At 27.7% G+C, this 23,216-nt stretch carries 24 protein-coding genes; 8 read left to right on the forward strand and 16 right to left on the reverse strand.

Going from position 1 to position 23,216, the window contains the following annotated elements:
- Nucleotide 1: 1 nt before the first annotated feature.
- The 3 genes from AMRN_RS01075 to AMRN_RS14140 form a co-directional block, all read right to left on the reverse strand.
- Nucleotides 2–2,329: a molybdopterin-containing oxidoreductase family protein gene (locus AMRN_RS01075; protein ID WP_099311146.1), complete on the reverse strand. Its 2,328-nt coding sequence runs from the start codon at nucleotides 2,327–2,329 to the stop codon at nucleotides 2–4.
- A 61-nt stretch (nucleotides 2,330–2,390) separates the two neighbouring features.
- A complete protein-coding gene (locus AMRN_RS01080) occupies nucleotides 2,391–3,899 on the reverse strand; it encodes a disulfide bond formation protein B (protein ID WP_099311147.1) in 1,509 nt (502 codons plus the stop codon).
- A gap of 9 nt (nucleotides 3,900–3,908) precedes the next feature.
- Nucleotides 3,909–4,079 (reverse strand): hypothetical protein, encoded by a 171-nt coding sequence (locus AMRN_RS14140; protein WP_191282149.1) that lies wholly within the window; start codon nucleotides 4,077–4,079, stop codon nucleotides 3,909–3,911.
- Nucleotides 4,080–4,404: 325 nt separating this feature from the next.
- Here AMRN_RS14140 and AMRN_RS01085 point away from each other — a divergent pair, with 325 nt between their 5' ends.
- Nucleotides 4,405–5,232 (forward strand): AraC family transcriptional regulator, encoded by an 828-nt coding sequence (locus AMRN_RS01085; RefSeq protein WP_099311148.1) that lies wholly within the window; start codon nucleotides 4,405–4,407, stop codon nucleotides 5,230–5,232.
- 122 nt (nucleotides 5,233–5,354) lie between these two features.
- On the opposite strand, the gene rpsI is transcribed toward AMRN_RS01085, so the two are convergent.
- The 13 genes from rpsI to rpsT all read right to left on the reverse strand — a co-directional run bounded on the left by rpsI (nucleotide 5,355) and on the right by rpsT (nucleotide 16,685).
- Nucleotides 5,355–5,744 carry a 30S ribosomal protein S9 gene (gene rpsI / locus AMRN_RS01090; protein WP_079578769.1) on the reverse strand — a complete coding sequence of 130 codons (390 nt, stop codon included), beginning with the start codon at nucleotides 5,742–5,744 and terminating at the stop codon, nucleotides 5,355–5,357.
- Between the two features lie 5 nt (nucleotides 5,745–5,749).
- Entirely contained in the window at nucleotides 5,750–6,169 is a 420-nt protein-coding gene (rplM, locus tag AMRN_RS01095; RefSeq protein WP_099311149.1) for a 50S ribosomal protein L13, read from the reverse strand.
- 75 nt (nucleotides 6,170–6,244) lie between these two features.
- Nucleotides 6,245–7,516 (reverse strand): sensor histidine kinase, encoded by a 1,272-nt coding sequence (locus tag AMRN_RS01100; RefSeq protein WP_228150826.1) that lies wholly within the window; start codon nucleotides 7,514–7,516, stop codon nucleotides 6,245–6,247.
- Nucleotides 7,517–7,614: 98 nt separating this feature from the next.
- The gene (locus AMRN_RS01105) at nucleotides 7,615–8,289 is read right to left on the reverse strand and encodes a response regulator transcription factor (RefSeq protein WP_099311151.1); all 675 of its coding nucleotides are present in this window, start codon (nucleotides 8,287–8,289) and stop codon (nucleotides 7,615–7,617) included.
- The gene (locus AMRN_RS01110) at nucleotides 8,279–8,674 is read right to left on the reverse strand and encodes a phosphate-starvation-inducible PsiE family protein (protein ID WP_099311152.1); all 396 of its coding nucleotides are present in this window, start codon (nucleotides 8,672–8,674) and stop codon (nucleotides 8,279–8,281) included. Before AMRN_RS01110 ends, AMRN_RS01105 begins: the two co-directional genes overlap by 11 nt.
- A gap of 3 nt (nucleotides 8,675–8,677) precedes the next feature.
- Nucleotides 8,678–9,343 (reverse strand): phosphate signaling complex PhoU family protein, encoded by a 666-nt coding sequence (locus AMRN_RS01115; protein WP_099311153.1) that lies wholly within the window; start codon nucleotides 9,341–9,343, stop codon nucleotides 8,678–8,680.
- Nucleotides 9,343–10,122 carry a phosphate ABC transporter ATP-binding protein PstB gene (gene pstB / locus AMRN_RS01120; protein ID WP_099311154.1) on the reverse strand — a complete coding sequence of 260 codons (780 nt, stop codon included), beginning with the start codon at nucleotides 10,120–10,122 and terminating at the stop codon, nucleotides 9,343–9,345. Before pstB ends, AMRN_RS01115 begins: the two co-directional genes overlap by 1 nt.
- Before the next feature lie 11 nt (nucleotides 10,123–10,133).
- Nucleotides 10,134–11,324 carry a phosphate ABC transporter permease PstA gene (pstA, locus tag AMRN_RS01125; protein WP_165772840.1) on the reverse strand — a complete coding sequence of 397 codons (1,191 nt, stop codon included), beginning with the start codon at nucleotides 11,322–11,324 and terminating at the stop codon, nucleotides 10,134–10,136.
- The gene (pstC, locus tag AMRN_RS01130; RefSeq protein WP_099311155.1) at nucleotides 11,321–12,250 is read right to left on the reverse strand and encodes a phosphate ABC transporter permease subunit PstC; all 930 of its coding nucleotides are present in this window, start codon (nucleotides 12,248–12,250) and stop codon (nucleotides 11,321–11,323) included. Before pstC ends, pstA begins: the two co-directional genes overlap by 4 nt.
- 59 nt (nucleotides 12,251–12,309) lie before the next feature.
- Nucleotides 12,310–14,058 (reverse strand): GGDEF domain-containing protein, encoded by a 1,749-nt coding sequence (locus AMRN_RS01135; RefSeq protein ID WP_099311156.1) that lies wholly within the window; start codon nucleotides 14,056–14,058, stop codon nucleotides 12,310–12,312.
- A 116-nt stretch (nucleotides 14,059–14,174) separates the two neighbouring features.
- Nucleotides 14,175–15,227, reverse strand: coding sequence for a PstS family phosphate ABC transporter substrate-binding protein (locus AMRN_RS01140; protein WP_099311157.1), 1,053 nt, complete (start codon nucleotides 15,225–15,227; stop codon nucleotides 14,175–14,177).
- Nucleotides 15,228–15,329: 102 nt separating this feature from the next.
- A complete protein-coding gene (gene prfA / locus AMRN_RS01145; RefSeq protein ID WP_099311158.1) occupies nucleotides 15,330–16,397 on the reverse strand; it encodes a peptide chain release factor 1 in 1,068 nt (355 codons plus the stop codon).
- A gap of 27 nt (nucleotides 16,398–16,424) precedes the next feature.
- Nucleotides 16,425–16,685, reverse strand: coding sequence for a 30S ribosomal protein S20 (gene rpsT / locus AMRN_RS01150; RefSeq protein WP_099311159.1), 261 nt, complete (start codon nucleotides 16,683–16,685; stop codon nucleotides 16,425–16,427).
- A gap of 85 nt (nucleotides 16,686–16,770) precedes the next feature.
- On the opposite strand from rpsT, the gene glmM reads away from it, so the two are divergent.
- From glmM to AMRN_RS14110, 7 genes are all read left to right on the forward strand, one after another.
- Complete coding sequence (gene glmM / locus AMRN_RS01155) at nucleotides 16,771–18,105, forward strand: phosphoglucosamine mutase (RefSeq protein WP_099311160.1); 1,335 nt, start codon at nucleotides 16,771–16,773, stop codon at nucleotides 18,103–18,105.
- Nucleotides 18,102–18,554: a signal peptidase II gene (gene lspA / locus AMRN_RS01160; RefSeq protein ID WP_099311161.1), complete on the forward strand. Its 453-nt coding sequence runs from the start codon at nucleotides 18,102–18,104 to the stop codon at nucleotides 18,552–18,554. The genes glmM and lspA overlap by 4 nt, the downstream gene beginning before the upstream one ends.
- A 66-nt stretch (nucleotides 18,555–18,620) precedes the next feature.
- Complete coding sequence (gene leuC / locus AMRN_RS01165; RefSeq protein WP_099311162.1) at nucleotides 18,621–19,889, forward strand: 3-isopropylmalate dehydratase large subunit; 1,269 nt, start codon at nucleotides 18,621–18,623, stop codon at nucleotides 19,887–19,889.
- A gap of 2 nt (nucleotides 19,890–19,891) precedes the next feature.
- Nucleotides 19,892–20,464: a molybdenum cofactor guanylyltransferase MobA gene (gene mobA / locus AMRN_RS01170; protein WP_099311163.1), complete on the forward strand. Its 573-nt coding sequence runs from the start codon at nucleotides 19,892–19,894 to the stop codon at nucleotides 20,462–20,464.
- 100 nt (nucleotides 20,465–20,564) lie between these two features.
- Entirely contained in the window at nucleotides 20,565–22,034 is a 1,470-nt protein-coding gene (locus tag AMRN_RS01175; protein WP_099311164.1) for an NAD(P)/FAD-dependent oxidoreductase, read from the forward strand.
- A 19-nt stretch (nucleotides 22,035–22,053) separates the two neighbouring features.
- The gene (locus tag AMRN_RS01180; RefSeq protein WP_099311165.1) at nucleotides 22,054–22,707 is read left to right on the forward strand and encodes a c-type cytochrome; all 654 of its coding nucleotides are present in this window, start codon (nucleotides 22,054–22,056) and stop codon (nucleotides 22,705–22,707) included.
- 33 nt (nucleotides 22,708–22,740) lie between these two features.
- The gene (locus tag AMRN_RS14110; RefSeq protein ID WP_152031927.1) at nucleotides 22,741–22,980 is read left to right on the forward strand and encodes a hypothetical protein; all 240 of its coding nucleotides are present in this window, start codon (nucleotides 22,741–22,743) and stop codon (nucleotides 22,978–22,980) included.
- The last annotated feature ends 236 nt before the right edge of the window (nucleotides 22,981–23,216 follow it).

Below are 23,216 nucleotides of genomic sequence, written 5' to 3' on the forward strand. Positions count from 1 at the left end.
TTTATACTTTTGCAACTTCAATGAATGAGGCAGTATATGTTGAACCTTGTCCTAGGTCACTAATACCATCACTACATAAAATATTAGCTCCTGTATCTGTCTTTGTTGTTCTACACCATATGTTATTCCAAGCATAAGTAACACCTGGATTCATATCAGTTGTAATTCTAACTCTAAAAAATGCTTTACCTTTTTCATTTACTCCTGAAACTACTGTTCCTTCTTTTATACCTCTTTCTTGGGCATCTTTTTTATGCATAAATGGTTCTGGATAACCATCAAATAACACTCTTGGTAAAATATATTTATTTGTTCCCCAGTTAGAATTGTTTTGTAATTGTGTTCCTGGAGTCATAAAATATAATGGGTATTTTTTTAGATAGTTTTTCCCAAACTCTTTATGTGCTTCATAATAATCCCAGTCTGTTTCAAGATCAATAACTGGATGAAACCCTGAATCTTTAAAATATTTAGAGTAAAGTTCTGCTTTTCCAGATGGTGTTTTAAATTTAAGATCTGTTGTTTTACAATATGGATAATAAGGAAAATGTTCTTTCATTGATTCAACGGTTCTTATAGGTTTAACTTGACCTTCTTTTACTAGTCTTTCATAAGTTATTCCTTGACTTTTACTAAAAGGAGTATCTAGCATATTTTTTATAACTACTTTTGGATCGTTAATATTAAAACACTCTTCTTTATATCCCATAGCTTTTGCAATTCCATTAAATATTTCTAAATTAATTTTACTTTCACCAACTAGTTTAGCTGCTGCTGCGTTATAGCAAACAAATCCAGAAATTTGATCATTTTGTACATCTTCAGATTCTAAAAAAGTTCCTGCTGGTAATACTAAATCTGCATAATCAACTGTATCTGTATGAAAAGGATCTAATACAATTAGATAAAAATCATCATCTTCCATTAATCTTTTTTTAATTAAATCAGAGTTTGGTGCAGTAGTAATCATACTAGTGTTATAATGTATAACTGCTCTTAAAGGAGTAGGAAGAGTCACTTCTTTATAAACTTGAGATTCTGTATCTAAACTTGTTGGATTGTCAAGTCTTAATGCTCTACCAAATTGCACATAGTTCGCAGTTTGTCTTTTAATAGTTTTTCCATTTTCATCTTTTGGAGATAAGTCAGGCATAACTTTACTAAAATCATAACATGGGTTTAAGTTTGTATATGCCCAAAATAGTCCTGCACCTTTTTTGTTTAATGCTCCTACTAAAACAGGTAAGAAAGTAACTGCTCTAACAAGTCTAGCTCCATTAAAATGTCTTTGTCCACCATCACCATGAGCAATAGCAGGTCTTTTTGCTGCGGCGTAGATTCTTGCAAACTCTACTATTTCTTTAGATGTAATTTCACATGCTTTTGCTAGTTCTTCTAATGTATATTCTTTAGTTTCTTTTACTAATTCTTCAAAACCCATTGCATATTTAGATACAAACTCTTTATTGTATAAATTTTCTTCAATAAGTACTTTACATACACCTAAACAAAAGAAAGGGTCTGTTGAAGGTTTTAATTGTATAAACATATCTGAATTATTTGCCATTGGTGTTCTAACAGAATTAATTGTAACTAGTTTACCACCATTTTTTCTTCTTACATCTTGTCCAAATCTAGCCCAGTGCACAGCTGTGTAAGCTTCATTTGAACCCCATGTAACATATAAATCTGAATCAACAGTTTCAAGCATATCTTTTGAATATGGTGTACCAATAACACTTGGAGTTCCTTGATATCTTGGCCAGTCACATGGATTTCTAACTAATCTAGTTGCTCCAATTTTTTCAAGTAAATTACCTGGACCTATTGTTTTTGAGATATGACCTTCATTACCAGAATAAACCATTTCTCCAATAGCTTCTCCACCATATCTATTTTTAATATCAGTTAATTTTTTCCCTGCTAATTCAAAGGCTTCATCCCAAGAAATTCTTTCCCATTTACCTTCTTTTCTTTTTCCTACTCTTTTCATAGGATATAGTATTCTATTTGGCTGATATAAATACTCTCTGTAAGTATTACCTTTTACACAAGGATGACCTTTTGTAACAGGATGTGCTTTGTTACCTTGGATGTCAATCATTACACCATTTTGTACTTCTGCAACTAAAGAACATGCATCTCTACAGTTTCTTGGACAAGTTACAAAATGATATTCAGATGCACCATTTGTTTGAGTAGGTTTATACTCTACTTTATCATATTTTGTAGATGTATATGACATCCCAAATAATGGTACACTAACTAAACATGCAGTAGTCCCTTTTATAAAAGTTCTTCTATCACTATTGATATTTGAGGCTCCCATAATATTTCTCCTTCTTTTTTAATGAAATTAAATACTTCTTCACTTAAGAAGAAGTATTTTTTTATTTAAGTACATAAAGTTTATTTTTACCGTCTTGATAACTAACTATGTTAATATCTCCATCAACAAAATCAATAGCTCTTGCATTTGTTATCTTACTTGGGTATGAGTATGTTTTTACAATTTCTTCAGTTTTTGGATTAATTTGTAAAATTGTGTTATAGTTTTTACTTAGTGCATATAACATACCATTTTTCTTTGCCAGTCCAGTAATGTAATAATCACCAAGTCCTTTGTTATTTCTTGTTTCTATATTTGAAGCTAAAGTTGGCGTGTATTCACCAGATAAAACTCCATCAATATTTGATTGTTTTATAACAACAAAATTCTTTTTTAAATTACTAGGAACACTAATTGTATAACTATATTTTCCTAAACTTACGAAGCTATTTACATAATTAGTATTAGCTCGTACTGTTCTAAACGAATTTTTCTCAATAGCAACAAATTTATCTGCACCTTCTTTAAAGTGTGCAAATCCATTTACTTCATCAGCATTAATTGGGTCATATTTTACAATTGCGTAAGTTTTATTTGTTCCCATAATTTTTATACTTTGATTATCCATAAAATCAATATCTGCAAAGTTTGTCATAAATGGAAAATAAAAACTATCTAAAATTAAATGTGCATTAGTATTATTTAAATCTTTATTTGTAAGATACATTCCCCAATCTTGAGTTGCAATGGCAAATTGATTAGTTTTTTTATCAAATCTAATACCACTAATAGGTGAATCTAAATCAAGATTGATATTTTTTTCTGATACCAAGTTAAGTTTATTTGTTATATGTAAAGGAGAGTTATTTATGTTATGGTCAAACTCCATGTATTCTGCTTTTTTTGCTGGTAAATCAGGAGTATCTACACCAAAAGGACCTCTCCATGTTGGAGCAGAGAATGCATTTGGAAGTAAACTATCCCAACTGTTATATTTAGGATTAAAAGTAAATCTAGCTGGAGAATCAGGTGCAGTAAAAGGAGGTGGACCTGCTGCTACAAAAGCTTGCAATGCATTTGAAGCTGTTACAACCATAAAAGTAACAAATGCAAATTTATTTATTTTTGTTAAATTTCTATAGTTTAATTTTGCTAAAACTTCTTGATCTGTTTTCAAATTAGCAAATGCTAAAATTAATCCAAGTACAATTAAAACAGCCCAAAAAACTATTCCAGCCCAAATTTGTGTATGAATATTAAATATTGGTAATGCTTGCCCTTGTCCTATATCCATTTGTGCATACCATCCTAAATGCCAAAAAGCATTCCAAATACCAAAGGCAGAAACCATTATAATAAGAGCTAAATATTTCATTTTTAAACCATATCTTATTATAAATAAAGCTCCTGCTGCTACAACAATCATATTAATTCTAAGTGCCCAACAACTTGTACAAGGTGCATCTCCTAAGATGTAACCAAAAATCATGTTAGCAACAGCTACTGGACCTGCCATAACACCTAAAACTGCAAAAGACATCAATACATATAAATTTATATTTTTTTTCATAATGATCTCCTATAAGTTAAATGCAGGTAATACATTGTATTGAATATCAATTGCATAAAATACAAAGGCTACTAATATTGCGGTAAAGGCCAATAAATTAAAAGCCAACTTTTCTTTCTCTGGTTTTTTATAAACCAAGTACGATACGTATAGTAATAAACATAATTCTAGGAATTCCATAAATTACCTCCTCTTTTGTTTTAAACTTAAATATTAATTAATTATATATATAGTATAATATTTTAACAATATTCCGATTATTATTGAAAATATTAACTTTTATCTATTACTATATAAAAGAATGCTATAATGCAAAGTAGTAAAAATCCTTATATATAGCTTATTCAAGCTTTAAACTTAAATAATAATTAATTAATAAAGTAATTATATATTTTAATTTTATTAATTACTATACAAAAAATGCTAAATTTTGTTCATTACTATACAAAAAATGCTATATTTTGAATTTTTAGTAAAATAATATATTAAAGGGATAAAAGAAAATATGAAATCACTTAACTTATCTAGTTATAATTTATATATTGAGAAAGTATTAGATGAAATTGAATGTAATTTAGATCATAATTTATCTATTGAGAAGTTGGCTTCTTTGGCAGGTTATTCACCATTTCATTTTCAAAGGCTATTTAAAGATTATGTAGGTGAAAGTGTTCATCAATATATAAAAAGATTAAGAGTAGAAAAAACCGCATTAATGTTAAAATATCAATATAACAATATAACAGATTCTGCAATTAGAACTGGCTTCAACAACAATATTTCACTTACTAGAGCATTTAAAAGTATATATAACTGTTCTCCAAAAGAGTATAAAGATCAATTTAGATTAAATAAAAAATTTGATACTCCATCATTTGAAGTTGTAAATATTGATGATCTAAAAGTTTTTTTTGTAAGAGTATGTGGAGATTATAATTATTCTGAAAAAGCTTCTTGGATGGAGGTTGAAAACAAATTTGAACAATTATCTCAAAATAATCTTCAATATATCTCCATATGTTACAATGAACCTTCAATTACTTTAGACAAAACAAACTTGAGATATGAAGCTTGTATTTTATATGAAAAAAACAAACATTCACATATATCAGACTTACCAGTAAAAATTATAAGAGGTGGTAAGTATGCAAAATTTTCATTCTCTGGTACTTTAGATGAGTTTGATAATTTTTTTAATATTGTATTTGATACTTTCTATCATGATAAAAATTATCAGATATCTTTAAAACCATCTTTTCAATTTCATCATAATTCATATAAAGACTTATTATTTGGTACTACTACAACTGATTTATTTATACCTATTGACTAATAGTTTTTAACTTTTTTTTAATAAATTATATTAAAATATTATTTGTTAAAAAAATTTAAATAAAAAAAGGGGAAACAACATATGTTGTTTCCCCTTTGTAAAAAACTTGTAAAAATAGTAGATTATCTTTTTGAGAACTGTACTGATTTTCTTGCTTTTTTTCTTCCGTATTTTTTTCTCTCAACGCTTCTTGCATCTCTTGTTAATAAACCATATGGTTTTAAAATTGCTCTAAATTGCTCATCATAAGCAACTAAAGCTCTTGAAATACCGTGTCTTACTGCATCTGCTTGTGCAGAATATCCACCACCTAGTGTTTTAACTACGATATTTACAGAAGTTTCTTGTTTTGATACTTCTAATGGTTGTGTAACTCTTTTTTTAATTGATTCAAGACCACCTAACCACTCATCTAAAGATTGACCGTTGATTGTAAGTTGACCATTACCATTCTCTAGCCATACTTTAGCTACAGCTGATTTTCTTCTTCCTGTTGCGTAAACTTTTGCCATTAGTCTTATCCTTTAATTTGCGCAGTATGAGGGTGCTCAGAACCTGCATATACTTTTAATTTTTTTAACATATCTTTACCAAGTTTTGTTTTTGGTAACATACCTCTAGTAGCTAATTTATATAACTTCTCAGGGTTTTTTTCAAACATATCTGACATTTTGTGAGTTTTTGTACTTCCAAAATATCCTGAGTGAGTATAATAATTTTTGCTTTCTAGTTTATTTCCAGAAAATTTTGCTTTTGAAGCGTTAATAATAATAACGTAATCTCCGCAATCTACATGAGGAGTGTAAGATGGTTTATGCTTACCTCTTAAGATAGTAGCAACTTCAGTAATAATTCTACCAAATACTTTATTAGTTGCATCTACTACTACCCAATCTCTCTCGATTTCGTTAGCTTTTGCCATTTGAGTAAATTTCATTTATTTCTCCGATTTGATTAATGAGGTGAAATAATAGTCTAATAAAACTTAAAAAATACTTAAATTAAGTAATTTTTAATATTTTATTATAAATTCAGAACCTTGATGAAGTTTACTCTTTATTTCGAGTTTAAAATTGTGTAGTGATAAGATAGATTGAACGATAAAAAGCCCAAGACCCAAAGAGTTATTCCATCCATTCTTTGATACTCTATAAAATTTTCTATTAATTAAATCTAGTTCTTTCTCATCTATTCCAATGCCTTTATCTATAATGCTTATTGAAGAGGGTGTGATTTTAATAATTACATCATTTTCTGAATATTTTAAAGCATTCTCCACTAAATTTGATATTGCCATTTCCATTAAAGTTTCATCAAGCTTTAAAATTACATCTTCCCCTTCTATTGTAATCTCATGATCTTTATATTTATCTTTTAAATCTGATACTGCAAAATCACAAAGTTTTTTTATTGAACAGCTTTGTGTTGTAATTTGTTGTTTACCCTCTTCAAGTTTTAATGATAATCTTAGTTTATCGATTATTTGTGACATTTTATTACCATTTGTTTGAATTTTATGAAGAAATTTTTTTCTCATATTTTCAGGTAAATCCAAATCAGTTAGTAAAGTTTCACTATATCCAGAAATAATAGCAATAGGATTCTTGAATTCATGGGATATTGCAGAAATTATTTCATCTTTTTGTCTATTTGCAAGTTTTAGTTTTGCTGTTTGTTTTGACTTTTGTTTCTCTTTTTTAGAAAGTTTAGAAGAAACTTTGTTTAAAAATCTTGCTATTTTATTGAACTCTTGTGTATAGTTTGAACTTATTTGATAGTTTGGTCTTCCATCACTTAAATCAATTAAATATTTCAAAATAGCATCTGTTTCATTTTTTATTTTAATACTAATAAAATAAGTAGCAAAAAATGCCAAAATCAAAAATAGCGTAATTATTGCTATGACATGAAAAGATAATTTAAAAAAGTTTTCTTGAATTTTATCTGTATAATCAGCAAGTCTTATGTAATAAATAGCATCATTTAATTTTATTTTTTTTGCCACATACAAAAGCTCTTTATTTATTGAATCTGAAAATCTTATGCTTTTCCCATAATCATCATATCTAGCATGAATGATTTCATCTCTTTTTAAGTGATTGTCCATTGATTTCTTATCTTTATCACTTTCTGTAATAACATTACCTTTTTCATCAATTATTGTAATTCTAAGGTTTGTTTTATTTTTAAATTTGTTTACTATTTTTTCTATATCTTTAATATTATTTAATACAAGTGATATTGAATCAATATTTTGAGAAAGATTTTTTTCTATTTGTTCCATATAAATATTTTTTGACCAAAAATAAGTAGTGAAACTAATACTTAAAAATATAAGAAAAAATATAATAATAAAAGTTCTTAAAAAAAGTTGATGAATTTTTAACAAAAGATATATCCCTCACCTCTAATAGATTTTATATACTCTTTTTCACCCTTTGGGTCTATTTTTGCTTTTAATCTTTTAACTGCAACATTTACTGTTTTTAGTTTTTTTTCAATTGAATCTTCCCATACAGTATTTAATAAGTGTTCCCTTGACATTAAAATATCTTTATTTTTTACAAATTCTAGTAGCAAGTCATGTTCTAAATGTGTTAAATCAATAGCTTCATTATTAATATAAAATCTTTTATTATTTGCTTTATATACAATATCTTTGACTTTTAAAACCTCTATATCTTTAGATGTTCTTTTTAATACAGCTTTTACTCTTGCACATAACTCTTTTAGATTAAATGGTTTTGTAATATAGTCATCTGCATATGATTCAAAACCTTCTAAAATATCTTCATCTTTGTCTTTTGCTGTAACATAAATTACAGGGTTTACATAACCTTTTGATCTTATTTTTGAAATAAATGTAGCACCATCAATACCTGGAAGATTTCTATCCATTAAAATTAAATCAACATTTTCTTCATCCAAAATTTTATCAATTACTTTATTAATACTCAAACATCCAATTGTTTCATATCCTTCTTTTTGTAAGGTATATTCAAGTAACTCTAAAATATCTTCTTCATCTTCAACAATTAATATTAATTTATTTTTCATCTATTTCTTCTTTTGTTAAAATATCTTTTTTACTTGGAGAGTATTTTATAGCAAGTATTCTAAATATAAAGAAAACCAAAATCACAAATAGTAGAAATAGTATAGTAAAATAATCTTTTTCTGCATGTGATGTGTATATGATAACATCTCTTATTAAGAAAATTATAAATATATCGATTACAAATCTAAGCCTTAGTTTTGCTTTTTTTATAAAGTCAGAAATCATTTTCATAACTTCCATTATTACGATAAATTCTAACATTAAAACAATTGTTCTTTGAAAGTCTAATTTTACAGCAAGAATTATTATAAAAATAATAGTTGCTGCAAGAAATTCATAGTTATTCTCAAAATAATTTCTAATTTTTTGAATGGCTTTTTTCATATATTATTGTTCTAATTCTCCACCTATGTATGCAAATACAATTAAATTTGCAATACTTGTAGCTCTATCAGCACATTTTTCTAGTTTTCTTAAACTACTTAGTAAGTTAAAGTAATCTCTAGAAAGTTCTTGGTTTTTTGAAATAAGTTTTAGAATGTTTTTTTCAACCATCGCATATAAGTCATCTGTTTTACTCTCTTCAACTAATACTTTATTAAAACTCTCTTCTATAAGCTTTTCATTTGTTTCATCAAGCATACTTAATGTTATTTCAAGTGCACTAGCTGCAGCTTTTTGTAAGGGAATTGCATATTCTAAAATAGTAGTTTCATCAAGTTCATCTGAAAATGATTTTCTAAAAGTCTTTATAAATATTTTTGAATTAGTACCCGCTCTTACTAATTCATTTGTAATCTTTAAATAAGAAACCATATGTCTTAAATCTTTTGCTTCTGGTGAATATAAAGCAAGTGTTGTAACTATTAAATTGTCAATTTCATTTGATTTTGAAACTAATTTTTTTAAAGATAAATCAATATCTTTTAATAAATTTATGTCATTATCTTTTAATGCTTTTAATGAAGTTTTATTAGCTTTTAATACAATTTCGCCAATCTGCCTTATTTCATTTTTTATTGTTTTGATTTTTTCCTCATAAGTTTTTAACATTATCCAAACCTTCCTGTAATATAATCTTCTGTTTTTTTATTATTTGGATTTACAAATATTGTTTCTGTTTCATCATACTCAATTAGTTTACCTAAGTGAAAAAATGCAGTATAATCAGCAACTCTTGCTGCTTGTTGCATATTATGAGTAACAGTTATAATTGTATAATCTTGTTTTAGCTCTAACATTAAAGCTTCTATCTTTTCTGTTGAAATTGGATCAAGTGCAGATGTTGGCTCATCCATTAAAATAACTTCTGGTTTTACAGCAATTGTTCTTGCTATACAAAGTCTTTGTTGTTGACCTCCTGAAAGTGATGTTCCTGGTTCACCTAATTTGTCTTTAACTTCTTCCCATAAACCAGACTTTTTTAAAGATGACTCAACTAACTCATCACACTCTTTTCCTTTTTTTACAATTCCATGCTTAAGTGGTGCATAAGCTACATTTTCATAAATAGATTTTGGAAATGGATTTGGTTGTTGAAAAACCATTCCAATTTTTTTTCTAACACTTACTTCATCCACATCTTTATCATAAATATTTTTTTTATCAATTATCACTTCACCATCACTTTTTACAATTGGAATTAAATCATTCATTCTGTTTAAACATCTTAAAAATGTAGATTTTCCACATCCAGATGGTCCAATTAAAGCTGTTATTTTATTTTTATAAATATCTACGTCAATATTGTGTAAAGCATGATTATCTCCATACCATAGATTTAAAGCTTTAACATTGACTTTTATTTCATTCTTTTTATTTTCTTTATTCATTTTAATATTTCCTACCATTTAACTTCGAATTTTTTTCTTAAATATATTGCAAGTGTATTTAGTGAAATTAAAACACTTAATAAAACAATAATACCAGCTGCTGTTTTTTCTATATACATTCTTTCTGGCATTCCTGCCCATGTAAATATTTGAGCTGGCATAACAGTTGCAGCTTGTGTAACAGAAGATGGAGCATCGGGAATAAATGCAATCATACCAACAATAATAAGTGGAGCTGTTTCTCCCATAGCTTGTGCAAGTCCAATAATTGAACCTGTCATAATTCCAGGAAAAGCTAAAGGTAAAACATGGTCTCTTGTTACTTGAATTTTTGTAAGACCAAGTCCATAACCTGCTTGTCTAATAGAATCAGGAACACTTCTTAATGCAGCCCTTGCACTTACAATTATAATAGGTAATGTCATAAGTGCTAAAGTTAGACCACCAACTAAAGGTGAACTTCTAGGAAGCCCAAATAAGCTTATAAATATTGCAAGACCCAAAAGACCAAATAGTATTGATGGAATGGCTGCAAGATTATTTATATTTACTTCTATTATTTGTGTAAACTTATTATCTTCTGCAAACTCTTCAAGATAAATTGCTGTCATAACTCCAATAGGAAAAGCAACAAGCATTGTAATAAGAAGTGTTAACACTGAACCAATAATTGCTGATTTAAAACCTGCATATTCAGGTGTTTTAGAATCTCCATTTTCAAAAAAGAGTTTATTAAATTGTAGTTGTGCTTTGTTTTCAGCTTTTAAATCATCAACTATAATTCTATCTTTTCTTTTTAACTTATAATAATGACCCTTTAAATATTGATCAACTTGATCATCTGCTAAAACCCATGTAGAGATTGTTTTACCCATTAAACTTGGATCTTTTTCAATCATATTTGGAACTTCTCTAATCCATGCTCTTGAAACAACACCTGTATATTTTCTATCAATTGATTTTCTATAGTTTTTTATTGATGTTTCATTATATGTTACATCAACAAGTAAATATGCTTGTTTAAAAGCAGGTGAACCTTTTGTAACTATATCTGTTAAGAAAAATGCTAAAAATGCAATAGAAAAAACAAGTGAGCCAAGAGTAAAAAGCTTGAATCTTCTTGAACTTTTATGCCTGTTTTTTAAACTTGGGTCATAAAATGGATTTTCTTCTTTTTTATTCTTTTTTCTTTTAATTATCATAATGTATTCACTTTATATTTTTCTTTAAATTTTCTAATTAACATTAGTGAAATAATATTTAATACTAATGTCACAATAAACAAAACAAGTCCTAATGCAAATGCTGAAAGAGTAGCAGGAGAGTTAAAAGCTTGATCTCCTACAAGTGCATCAACAATTCTAACTGTTACTGTTGTCATATCTTCTAAAGGATTGATTGATAAATTTGGTCTTAAACCTGCTGCCATAACAACAATCATAGTTTCACCTAAAGCTTTTGAAAGACCTAGCAATGAAGCTGAAATTATACCTGGCATTGCAGAGGGTAAAACAATATTTTTTATTGTTTCTCCTTGCGTCAAACCTAATCCCAAAGAAGCTTTTCTTTGTGAGTCTGGAACAGCTCTAATTACATCATCACTTAATGATGCAATTACAGGAATTATCATAATCCCCATTACGATACCAGATGCAAGTGCTGAGTTAAACGAGGCTTCAAAACCTAATGAAGCAGCTGCTTTTACAACAAATGGAGCTACTGTAATTGCAGCAAAGAAACCATAAACAACAGTAGGAATACCTGCTAAAATCTCTAAAAGTGGTTTTAAAGTATTTCTTACTTTTCCTGATGCATATTCACTTAGATAAACAGCACTTCCCAGTCCAACTGGTATTGCAACTGCCATTGCTATAATTGTAATTACAAAAGTACCTGTAAAAATAGGCACTGCACCAAATTTACTGTTTGCAATTCCTGGTGACCATTCTGTACCTGTAATAAAGTACCAAAAACTTCTTAATTTGAAAAATTCTATAGCTTCAAAAAGAATTGAAAATAGAATTCCAAATGTTGTTAAAATAGAGATAATTGAAGCAGTAATTAATAATGCCTTAATTACTTTTTCTTTTATCTCTGTGGATTTATTTCTTGTTTCAAAGGGTGTCAATACATTTACCTTTATTTCTAAAATTTAAAAAATTCTATAGAAAATTGGTTACAAATAGGTTACATTAGAATACAACTACCAAGTGGAGTGTTTGTAAGCTTGGAATCTTTTTTTATTTTTCCTAGTACTTTATCAAGATTTGAAGAGTTTGAATATTTTGTAATTTCTATTATGGCAGAACATACACTTAAAAGTTTAAATTTTCTCATTACTGCAAATCTATCTTTAGTTCTTATGAATCCATTTTCTTTATCTTCTTCATTATATAAACTACTAACACATTGTTTAAACTCTTGTTGTATTTGCTTTGTTTTTTTATATACTTTCTCAAATTTTTTGTTTTTAAATCCTACAAAAAAATCATCCCCTCCAATATGCGCAATAAAACTATTTTTAGATAAGTTTTTTTGTAATAATTCAGAAAATATCAGTATTGCTCTATCTCCTTGTCTAAATCCATAATAGTCATTAAAAGGCTTAAAATCATTAAAGTCAAAGTAGACTATATGTGTTATATCATCACTTTGGAAACTCTCTTTTATAAACTTATCAATTTGATTATTACCAGGAAGTTTTGTAAGAGGATTTTGATTTTGTGCAATTTCAATATTTCTTTTAAAGGATAAAGACAAAAGATTATTTACATTAATAAATCCAATATATTTACTATTTTTTGTTACAAAGATACCTTTTGATTTATTGCCTCTTAAATTAAACATTTCTAATGTTTTATCTATTCCCCAAGATACTTCAATAGATAATGATGGTTTTATATATGAACTCAATCTTGATTTAAAAGATACATTTTGTGCAAGTGATAAGCCATATTGTGAATATGATAGTTTTTTGATATCAACTTCATAAACCACTCCCATAAGTGTTTTATATTCATCAATAATTGGAACAAAAGTATTATTTGGAAACTCTTTAAAATATAAAAACAAATCATGCAAACTTGAATTGATACTAAGTGGTTCAATAAACTCAATATAATCTTTATCAATTAAATTACTTTTATTGTTTCTTCTGTCATTTTTAAAAAGATATGGAATATCTTCATAGGTGTCTTGTATATCTAATATATTTAGACTTGGTTTTAAAATTAAAAAACCTTGAATATAATCAATATTAATCTCTTTACAAGTATAATATTCTGCAATTGTTTCTATACCCTCAGCTATTACTACTATACCCATAACATGTGCCATATCTACAATTGAAGAACAAAATAGTTTTTTTCTTGAATCTTTATTTATATCTTTTATAAAAAATCTATCAAGTTTAATATAGTCTGCTTCACTCAAATATAAAAGTTCAAGCCCTGAAATACCAGTACCAAAATCATCAATTGCAATATTGAAACCTTCATTTTTATAATTAGTTAATATTTTATTAATCATAATTTTATTTTGCATTGAGCCATTTTCTGTAATTTCAAAACAAATAGAATTCTCTTTAATATTTAGTTCATTTAAGATTTTATTTGTATTTCCTTTTTCATAATCAGGCATATACAAAAGCCTATTATCTAAATTATAAAAAAGTTTTAAATCTTCTATTTTTATATGACTAAATTTTTCAATAGCTTTTTTTCTAAGAATTAAATCAATTTTATAGAGTATTTTTTTATCAAAGAAACTATCAAATAGATCTAAAATAGATTTATATCCAAGATTTTGATATCCTCTTATTAAAGCTTCAACAGCAAAAGTTTTTCCAGTTCTTGTATTTACTATTGGTTGAAATGCATAATCTAACTTATCAACAATTATACTGAAATCTTCACTTGGTTTTTTTGCAGTCGACATAAGAAGACCTTTTTAGTTATATATATAGATCTTTGTTATTTATTTGCCAAAATAGATAAAGACCTATATTTATAGCTAGTTTATATAAATTAAAGAGGAGAGTTCCTCTTTAATATTTAATGTTTTAAATCTTCTAATGTAAGATTTTGTCTTTTAGAAACTCTTGTTTTAATAGTTTCTCTTTGTGCTTTTGGTAAAGGAATAAGACCAATTTCAGTTAAAATTCCATTTTCACCAATCATCATATCATCTGTGAACATATTTACATACTCTTTCATAGCAGGAACATCTTTTTCATGTGAATTTTTAATATAGAAAAATAGTGATCTTGATACTGGGTATTTACCTGAAGAGATTGCATCTGGAGTTGGCATTACTCCATTAATTTTAGAACCAATCAATTTATCTTCATTTTCAACTAAGAATGAATATCCAAAAATACCAAATGCATTTTTATTTTTAACTAATTTTTGAACAATTAAGTTATCATTTTCACCTGATGGAACATATACACCATCTTGTCTTACTTTATGGTATTTTTTATAAGCTTTATATTTTTCTTTATCTTTTTTATATAAAGATGTATATTCTGGCATTTTTTTGAATGTAGCTTTTAAAATCATATCTTCAAATGCATCTCTAGTTCCTGATGATTTTGGAGGACCATAAATTATGATTTCTCTATTTGGTAGTGATGAGTCAATCTCAGACCATTTTTTATAAGGATTATCAATTAATTTTCCATTTTTTCCTGGAACTTCTGCTGCAACTGCTAATGCTAATTGTTTAGTAGTTACTGAAAATGGTTTATTATCTTTTGATTCAGCAAATGCAATTCCATCAAAACCTATTACTACTTCTGTGATTTTAGTAACACCATTTTTTTCACATAATTTAAACTCTTTAGTTTTCATTCTTCTTGAAGCATTTGTAATATCAGGTGTATTTAAATCATTTCCTGCACAAAATAGTTTCATACCACCACCTGAACCAGTTGATTCTACAACAGGAGTAGGGTATTTAGTTGTTGCTCCTAGTTCTTCTGCTACAGCAGAGGCAAAAGGATAAACAGTTGATGAACCAACCATTTTAATTTGATCTCTAGCGCTTAAACTTACAGTTAAAGCAGCACTTGCAAGAATTGCTAATGTTGTTTTTTTTAATGTCATGTTTTATTCTCCATTGATGTTTGATAGAGAAATTGTACACTTCGTTGGTTACATTTTGGTTACTATTTGTTAAGTAAGAAGAAGATGAAAAGAAGTGACTATTTATACGTCACTTGTTTCCATGAGTTTTGATTGATAATCTGCAATTAATGGATCAATTATTTCATCAAATAATCCATCATTCATTATGTATTCAAGTCTATAAAGAGTAAGGTTAATTCTATGGTCTGAAACTCTATTTTGTGGATAATTATATGTTCTAATTCTTCCACTTCTATCTCCAGTTCCAACCTGGGCTTTTCTATCTGCACCTTCTTGAGCCATTTTTTCTTTCATTTGTAAATCATAAAGTCTTGCTTTAAGAACTTTCATGGCTTTTTCTCTATTTTTATGTTGTGATTTTTGGTCTTGGTTTGTTACTACAAGTCCACTTGGAAGGTGAGTAATTCTTACTGCACTATCTGTTGTATTTACAGATTGTCCTCCATTACCACTTGCTCTCATTACATCAATTTTTAAATCGTTTGGATTTATTTCTATTTCTACATCATCAACTTCTGGCATAACTGCAACAGTAATTGCTGATGTGTGAACTCTTCCTTGTGATTCAGTTGCTGGAACTCTTTGAACTCTGTGTGTTCCACCTTCAAACTTTAGCTTACTATATGCATGGTCACCTTTTACTAAAAGTACCAATTCTTTATAGCCACCAGCCTCATTCTCACTTGAGTTCATTATTTCGACTTTCCAACCATTGTTCTCTGCATATCTTAAATAACCTCTAAATAGGTCACTTACAAAAATAGCAGCTTCATCTCCACCTGTTCCAGCTCTTAGCTCTAAATATATATTTTTGTCATCATTTGGATCTTTTGGCATCATAAGAATTTTAATCTCTTCTTCTAAATTATGTTTAGTTGAATCTAATTCTTTTAATTCTTCTTTTGCAAGTTCACCTAGTTCTTTGTCTTCTAAAAGTACTTTACTTTCTTCTATACCTTCAAGAACTTGAATATATTCTTTTGCTCTAGTAACAATTGGTTCAATAGATGATTGTTCTTTTGAAAGTTCTGTCATCTTTTTTATGTCAGATGTAACTTCTGGTGAGATCAACATTTCGTTAATCTCTTCATATTTATTTATAAAATGTTGCAGTTTTTCTTTTAGCATAATTATATTTACTATATAACCTTTAGATTATATAGCATTTACTTTAGTTTGTAATCTACTAACTTTTCTTGCAGCATTACCTTTTTTTAATACACCTTTACTTACACAATGGTGAATATATTTATTCGCAGTCTTCATTGCTTCAGTAGCTTTTTCTTTATCACTTACTTCAACAGCAGATAGTACATCTTTAGTTATATTTTTAACTCTAGTTTTGTAGAATCTATTTCTTTCTGTTCTAACTTTAGTTTGTCTAGCTCTTTTTTCAGCAGATTTATGATTTGCCATTTTATTTTAACCTCTTTGTAAAAAATTTAAGGGTAGAATGTTACCTAAAATAACTTTAAATTAAGTTTAAATTTAGGAAGATTTAATGAAACTATTTGGAACTGATGGAGTAAGAGGAAAAGCTGGTGAGTTTTTAGATGCAATAACTACAATGAAACTTGCAATGGCAGCTGGGATACATTTTAGAAAGCATTCTACTACAAATAAAATTTTAGTGGGAAAGGATACTAGAAGAAGTGGTTATATGATAGAAAATGCCCTTGTTTCAGGATTAACAGCAATTGGGTATGATGTTATTCAAATAGGCCCTATGCCTACTCCTGCAATTGCATATTTAACAGAAAGTATGAGATGTGATGCGGGAATTATGATTAGTGCTTCTCATAATCCTTATGATGATAATGGAATTAAATTTTTTGATAATCATGGAAATAAATTAAGTTCAAAGTGTGAAACAGAAATCGAAAATATTTTTGCAAATGAAGAATACTTAAGTTCTCAACAAAAAACAGGAAAAGAAATTGGGGCTTCAAAAAGAATTGATGATGTTATTGGAAGATATATTGTTTCAATTAAGAGTTCTTTTCCAAAAGATTTAACTTTACAAGGTATTAGAATAGTTTTAGATTGTGCAAATGGGGCTGCTTATAAAGTTGGGCCAACAATTCTTGAAGAGTTAGGTGCAGAAGTAGTAATTATTAACAACGCCCCTAATGGATACAATATCAATGATGATTGTGGAGCACTTCACCCTAAAAATGTTGGAAAAATAGTATTAGAAACTAGGGCTGATATAGGAATTGCACTTGATGGTGATGCTGATAGGTTAGTAGTAGTTGATGAAAAAGGTGAAGTTATATCAGGTGATAAACTAATTGGTGCATTATGTACATATTTAAGTAGTCAAAACTTATTATCAAAAAATGCTTGTGTTGCAACAGTTATGAGTAATCAAGCATTAGAAGATTATTTAAATGAACATAATATAGAACTTCAAAGAAGTGATGTTGGGGATAAGTATGTTTTAGAAGGAATGAAAAATTGTTCTTTAAACTTTGGTGGTGAACAAAGTGGACATATAATTTTTTCAGATGTTGCAAAAACAGGAGATGGATTAGCAAGTGCCTTACAAGTTCTTGCCATGATGGTGAAAAGTAAAAAAACAGCCAGTGAGATATTAAATCCTTTTGAATTATATCCACAAGTATTAAAAAATATTATTGTTAGTCAAAAAAAGCCATTAAATAAGATTGAAGGCTTAAAAGAGCTTCAAGAAGAGATTAAAAGCTTAGGAATGAGAGATCTAATTAGATACTCAGGAACAGAAAAAAAGTTAAGAGTTTTACTTGAAGGTAAAGATAAAAAATTAGTAGATGAATATATGGAAAAATTAACAGAGTTTTTTAAAAATAGACTATGAATAAAACAGTATTACTTTTTTTAATATTTTTAACTATTTTTATAATTGATCAAGCAATTAAATATGCTTTTGTTTACAATAACTGGGGTTATGAAGGAAGCTGTTTATCTTTTCAGTTAGCTTATAATTATGGTGTGGCATTTTCTATGTTCTCTTTTTTAAAAGAGTATTTAAAATATATTCAATTAGCCTTAGTATTTGCAGGAGTTATATATTTATATTTTAATAAAGATGTATTAAAAGAGTATGCTTTGCCAATTTCTCTTTTATTTGCAGGAGGATTATCTAATATTTTAGATAGGTTTACATATGAAGCAGTTGTTGATTATATATATTGGCATTGTGGTTTTGAGTTTGCAATATTTAATCTTGCAGATATGATTATTAATCTTGCTGTGGGAATTATTATATATAAACAAATTTGGGGCAAAAATAAAGAAGAAGCATAGGCTTTTTGTAAGGTTAACTTTTTTTTAGATATAATTTTTGACAAATTATATATTAAGTAGGAATAAATGAAACAAACTATAACAGAAAAAATATTTAGTGAGCATATTGGAAGAGAAGTATATGCAGGAGAAATCATTAGATGTAATATAGATATGGTAATTGGGAATGATATTACCACACCCATTTCTATTAAAGCATTTGAAGAAAGTGGAAAAGAAAAACTTGCTAACCCAGATGGTTTTGCTATTGTGCTTGATCACTTTATTCCAGCAAAAGATATAGCAAGTGCAAACCAAGCAAAAATTTCAAGAGATTTTGCAATGAAACATGATTTAAAAAACTTTTTTGATGAAAAAGACATGGGAATTGAACATGCACTTTTACCAGAAAAAGGTTTAGTCTTACCTGGAGATGTTATTATTGGTGCAGATTCACATACATGTACACATGGAGCTTTAGGTGCATTTAGTACAGGTATGGGAAGTACTGATATCTCTTTTGGAATGATTACAGGTGGAAATTGGTTTAAAGTGCCAGAGTCAATTAAAATAGTATTTAATGGTAAGCCAAGTAAATATGTAACTGGAAAAGATTTAATTTTAGAAATTATTAGAATTTTAGGTGTTGATGGAGCACTTTATAAAACTTTAGAATTTACTGGAACAACAATCCCTTATTTAAGTATGGATGATAGATTTTCTTTATGTAATATGGCTATTGAAGCTGGAGCTAAAAATGGTATTGTTGCATATGATGAGGTTACAAAAGAGTTCTTGGACAGTAAAGAATCTTTAAGAGATGAGCCAAAAATACATTATAGCGATGAAGATGCAAACTACTGTCAAACTATTGAAATAGATGTAGAGAAATTAGAACCAGTAATAGCATATCCATTTTTACCATCAAATGGGCATTCTGTTTCTCAAGCAGTTGAAGATGAGATTAGAGTTGATCAAGTATTTATAGGTTCATGTACAAATGGAAGATTAAGTGATTTTGAAGTTGCAGCTAAGATTTTAGATGGTAAAAAAGTTGCAAGACATGTAAGACTTATCATAACTCCTGGGACACAACAGATTTTAAGAGATGCAACAAAATTAGGATATATTGATATTTTAGTTGATGCAGGTGCAGTTGTATCAAATCCAACTTGTGGAGCGTGTTTAGGAGGATATATGGGGATTTTAGGAGATAATGAAGTTTGTATCTCAACTACAAATAGAAACTTTGTTGGAAGAATGGGAAGTAGAAGTTCAAAAATTTATCTTGCAAATAGTGCAGTTGCAGCTGCTAGTGCAATCTCTGGATACATAACTGATCCAAACTCTTTATAATTATGAAACCACAATTTGATATACCTTGTATAATTTTATGTGGTGGGAAAAGCTCAAGAATGAAAGAAGATAAATCTCTTCTTCCATTCGCAAATGAAACCTCTTTAGCAAAATATCAATATAATAGATTAAAACCTTATTTTAAAGAGATATATCTTTCTTGTAAAAATAATAAATTCGATTTTGAAGCAAATTTACTTTTGGAAGAATCTTCTATTTACTCTCCTATAGTTGGCTTAGCAAATATTATAAATAAAACAAATAATTATGATAAATTCTTTTTGATAACTGTTGACACACCTTTAATAAAAATAGAGTCAATTAAAGAATTAATAAATCAAAGTGAAAATTATGATATTACAGTAGCACAAACAAAAAGAGTTCATAATTTATGCGGTGTATTCTCAAAAGATATTAAAAAGGTTGTGAATAGTATGCTTTTAGAGGACATGCATAAAATATCTTTTTTATTAGACTCTGTTAAAACAAAGATTGTAAAGTTTAATAATGAAGATGAATTTATAAATCTCAACCACCCAGAAGACTACAAAAAAGCTTTGAGTATTATAAGTTAGGTAAATATTAAATATTATTTGTTTAAGTTATAGTTAAGTATTATATTATTTACTTTTAGTTATGCTTCTTTTATAAGATAAATTTATAAAAGGAAGCAACATGGCAAATAAAGAGCTTAATGACGCATTAGATTTATTAGACTCTAAATTAAAAAAAGAGGGCATTTCCAGAAGGGATGCTTTTAAAGTAGCAGGTTTAGGCTCAGCTGCATTTTTAATGGGAGGAAATGAAGCTCAAGCAGCAACATCTGCAAAAGCTAGTGATGTTAAAGCAAAAATTGTAATTGTTGGTGGGGGACTTGCAGGTGTTTCTACTGCTGCTAAATTAACAAATTCATTATCAAATCCTGATATTACTATAATTGAACCAAATCCAAAATCAGTATCATATCAACCAGGAAATACATTAGTAGCATCTGGAGTTTATGAAAAAGAAGATGTTATGTATGACACAAAAGACTTCATTCCAAATGGAGTAAAAGTTATATCTGATAAAGCAGTATCTTTTGATCCAGAGAATAATAAGCTAACAATTGGTTCAGGGGAAGATATTTCATATGATTATTTAATTGTTGCAGCTGGATTATCTCTTGATTTTGGAAGAATCAAAGGATTAGAAGATATTGGTGAAGCTAAAACGGTTGGTAGTGCAAAAAAAATACTTGATACTTTTGCTGATTCTGGAGTTTGTTCAATTTATAATGTTGATAGTTCAGTTAAAACATGGGAACAAATGCAAAAATTTGTTGAAGCTGCTAAAACTGGATCAAAAAAAATGCAAGGAGTATTTACTCACCCAAATACAGCAATTAAATGTGGTGGTGCTCCTAAAAAAATAATGTATCTTACTAATTCAAGATTAGTAGAAGCAGGTGCTAGGGAAAATGCAGAATTAACTTTTTATCCAAATGGTTCAACTATGTTTGGAGTTAAAGAGTATCATGATGCTATTGTAAAGCAGTTTAAACAAAGAGGAATGAAGTGGAATTATAAACATAATTTAACAGGTGTTGATTTAAAAAATAAAATTGCAACTTTTGATAAAAAATGGCTTGAAAAAGGTGCTTGGGATGAGGACTTAGAAGAGTATGATATGATTTTAAAACATCAAGATGTTGAAGTTCCTTTTGATTTATTGCATATTACTCCTCCTATGAAAGCACCTGATGAAATTGGTAAATCTCCTGTTGGTTCAGGAAAAGGATATGTTCCTGTAAATAAAGAGACTTTACAGCATGTAAAATATGATAATGTATTTGCAATAGGAGATATCGCTGCTGTTCCAATGGGAAAAACAGGTGGAAGTGTTAGAAAACAGTATAAAGTTCTAGTAGATAATCTAATCTCATTAATGGAACAAAAACCTTTAACTTCAAAATATGAAGGATATACAGTTTGTCCTTTAATTACTGATATTGGTAAAGTTATGTTAGCTGAGTTTAACTGGACAAAAAAACCAACTCCATCATTTCCTTTAGATCCTACTCAAGAAAGATATATATGGTGGTTATTAAAAGTATATGCCTTAAAACCTATGACTATGTATGGTATGTTATCAGGTAGAGCATAAATTATTAAAAGGAATTGAAATGCAAGTAAATAAAACACTGTATCTAGTTTTTATGATTAGTTTTTTAACATCTGGTTTATATGCACAAAATAATAAATATACAGCAAAAGAAGTATATACATTAATGTGTTCTAAATGTCATGGAATAAATGCTGAGGGTAATGTTGAAAAAAGTGCTCCTTCTTTAAATAATATTGATTTAAATGAATTAGAGATAAGTTTATTTGATTTAAAAAGTGGAGCTTCATATCAATCATCAGGTACAAATCATGATGTAATGCAACATAATATGAAAGTAATTATACAAAAAGGTATGAACTACGACCCTAAAAAGATGGCAAACTATATTTTCTTTAACTTTAATAAAAATGCAAAAAGTTATAAAAAAAATAAAAAATACACTGTCTCAGAAATATATGAACAAATGTGTTCAAAATGTCATGGTAAAAAAGCACAAGGTATTGTTAGTAAAAATGCACCAGCACTTAATAATAAATTGCTTCATGACTTAGAATTAGAATTGGTTGATATTCAAGATAAAACGCTAACACAATCATCAGGTACAAATCATGATATTATGGAACGTAATCATTCAATCATAGAAAAAAAAGGTATGAAATATACTCCTAAAGAAATGGCAGAATATATATACACACAATTTTATAACAAATAAAGCAGTTATCTGCTTTATTTGAATTGAGAAAAAATGAAAAATCTAAAAAAATTAACAATATTGTATGTTATTGTATTTATATTATCTTCTTTTATAATACATATAGATAAATGGCTTAATTCTCCAATATCTCATCTAAAAAACTTATTTTATCATCCTTTACCTTATCATCCTTTACTTTATTCATTTTTGATATTCTTAGTAATATCTATTTTTATTATCTTTATACAACTTCTTACAAAACTATTTAAAAAAATACTAAATAATAAGTAATAATAATATCTAAGGATAAAAATTTATTACAATAATTTTTTTATTACAAAAATCAGACTATTTAAAAGGCTATATTATAAGAAAAAAAAATATTTAATATTAAAATAATATAAAAATTTCTTATAAAAGTTAAAAAATAAGGAAATTTTGAAAAATAAACTGAATATTCATTCATAAATAAGAATAATTTATATTAAACTGTGCTAAAGTTATAACATTAACAAATAATATTAAGA

Source organism: Malaciobacter marinus (assembly GCF_003544855.1).
Taxonomy (GTDB): Bacteria; Campylobacterota; Campylobacteria; order Campylobacterales; family Arcobacteraceae; genus Malaciobacter; species Malaciobacter marinus.

Excerpts from the sequence above, each read along its gene's own strand:
- pstB (WP_099311154.1), bottom strand. The coding sequence starts at position 10,122 with ATGAATAAAGAAAATAAAAAGAATGAAATAAAAGTCAATGTTAAAGCT.
- rpsI (WP_079578769.1), bottom strand. The coding sequence starts at position 5,744 with ATGGCAAAAGTTTACGCAACAGGAAGAAGAAAATCAGCTGTAGCTAAA.
- AMRN_RS01135 (WP_099311156.1), bottom strand. The coding sequence starts at position 14,058 with ATGTCGACTGCAAAAAAACCAAGTGAAGATTTCAGTATAATTGTTGAT.
- leuC (WP_099311162.1), top strand. The coding sequence starts at position 18,621 with ATGAAACAAACTATAACAGAAAAAATATTTAGTGAGCATATTGGAAGA.
- rpsT (WP_099311159.1), bottom strand. The coding sequence starts at position 16,685 with ATGGCAAATCATAAATCTGCTGAAAAAAGAGCTAGACAAACTAAAGTT.
- prfA (WP_099311158.1), bottom strand. The coding sequence starts at position 16,397 with ATGCTAAAAGAAAAACTGCAACATTTTATAAATAAATATGAAGAGATT.
- AMRN_RS01085 (WP_099311148.1), top strand. The coding sequence starts at position 4,405 with ATGAAATCACTTAACTTATCTAGTTATAATTTATATATTGAGAAAGTA.
- AMRN_RS01115 (WP_099311153.1), bottom strand. The coding sequence starts at position 9,343 with ATGTTAAAAACTTATGAGGAAAAAATCAAAACAATAAAAAATGAAATA.
- AMRN_RS01105 (WP_099311151.1), bottom strand. The coding sequence starts at position 8,289 with ATGAAAAATAAATTAATATTAATTGTTGAAGATGAAGAAGATATTTTA.
- glmM (WP_099311160.1), top strand. The coding sequence starts at position 16,771 with ATGAAACTATTTGGAACTGATGGAGTAAGAGGAAAAGCTGGTGAGTTT.
- rplM (WP_099311149.1), bottom strand. The coding sequence starts at position 6,169 with ATGAAATTTACTCAAATGGCAAAAGCTAACGAAATCGAGAGAGATTGG.
- lspA (WP_099311161.1), top strand. The coding sequence starts at position 18,102 with ATGAATAAAACAGTATTACTTTTTTTAATATTTTTAACTATTTTTATA.
- AMRN_RS14140 (WP_191282149.1), bottom strand. The coding sequence starts at position 4,079 with ATGGAATTCCTAGAATTATGTTTATTACTATACGTATCGTACTTGGTT.
- AMRN_RS01080 (WP_099311147.1), bottom strand. The coding sequence starts at position 3,899 with ATGAAAAAAAATATAAATTTATATGTATTGATGTCTTTTGCAGTTTTA.
- AMRN_RS01140 (WP_099311157.1), bottom strand. The coding sequence starts at position 15,227 with ATGACATTAAAAAAAACAACATTAGCAATTCTTGCAAGTGCTGCTTTA.
- AMRN_RS14110 (WP_152031927.1), top strand. The coding sequence starts at position 22,741 with ATGAAAAATCTAAAAAAATTAACAATATTGTATGTTATTGTATTTATA.
- AMRN_RS01180 (WP_099311165.1), top strand. The coding sequence starts at position 22,054 with ATGCAAGTAAATAAAACACTGTATCTAGTTTTTATGATTAGTTTTTTA.
- AMRN_RS01100 (WP_228150826.1), bottom strand. The coding sequence starts at position 7,516 with ATGGAACAAATAGAAAAAAATCTTTCTCAAAATATTGATTCAATATCA.
- pstA (WP_165772840.1), bottom strand. The coding sequence starts at position 11,324 with ATGATAATTAAAAGAAAAAAGAATAAAAAAGAAGAAAATCCATTTTAT.
- mobA (WP_099311163.1), top strand. The coding sequence starts at position 19,892 with ATGAAACCACAATTTGATATACCTTGTATAATTTTATGTGGTGGGAAA.
- AMRN_RS01075 (WP_099311146.1), bottom strand. The coding sequence starts at position 2,329 with ATGGGAGCCTCAAATATCAATAGTGATAGAAGAACTTTTATAAAAGGG.
- AMRN_RS01110 (WP_099311152.1), bottom strand. The coding sequence starts at position 8,674 with ATGAAAAAAGCCATTCAAAAAATTAGAAATTATTTTGAGAATAACTAT.
- AMRN_RS01175 (WP_099311164.1), top strand. The coding sequence starts at position 20,565 with ATGGCAAATAAAGAGCTTAATGACGCATTAGATTTATTAGACTCTAAA.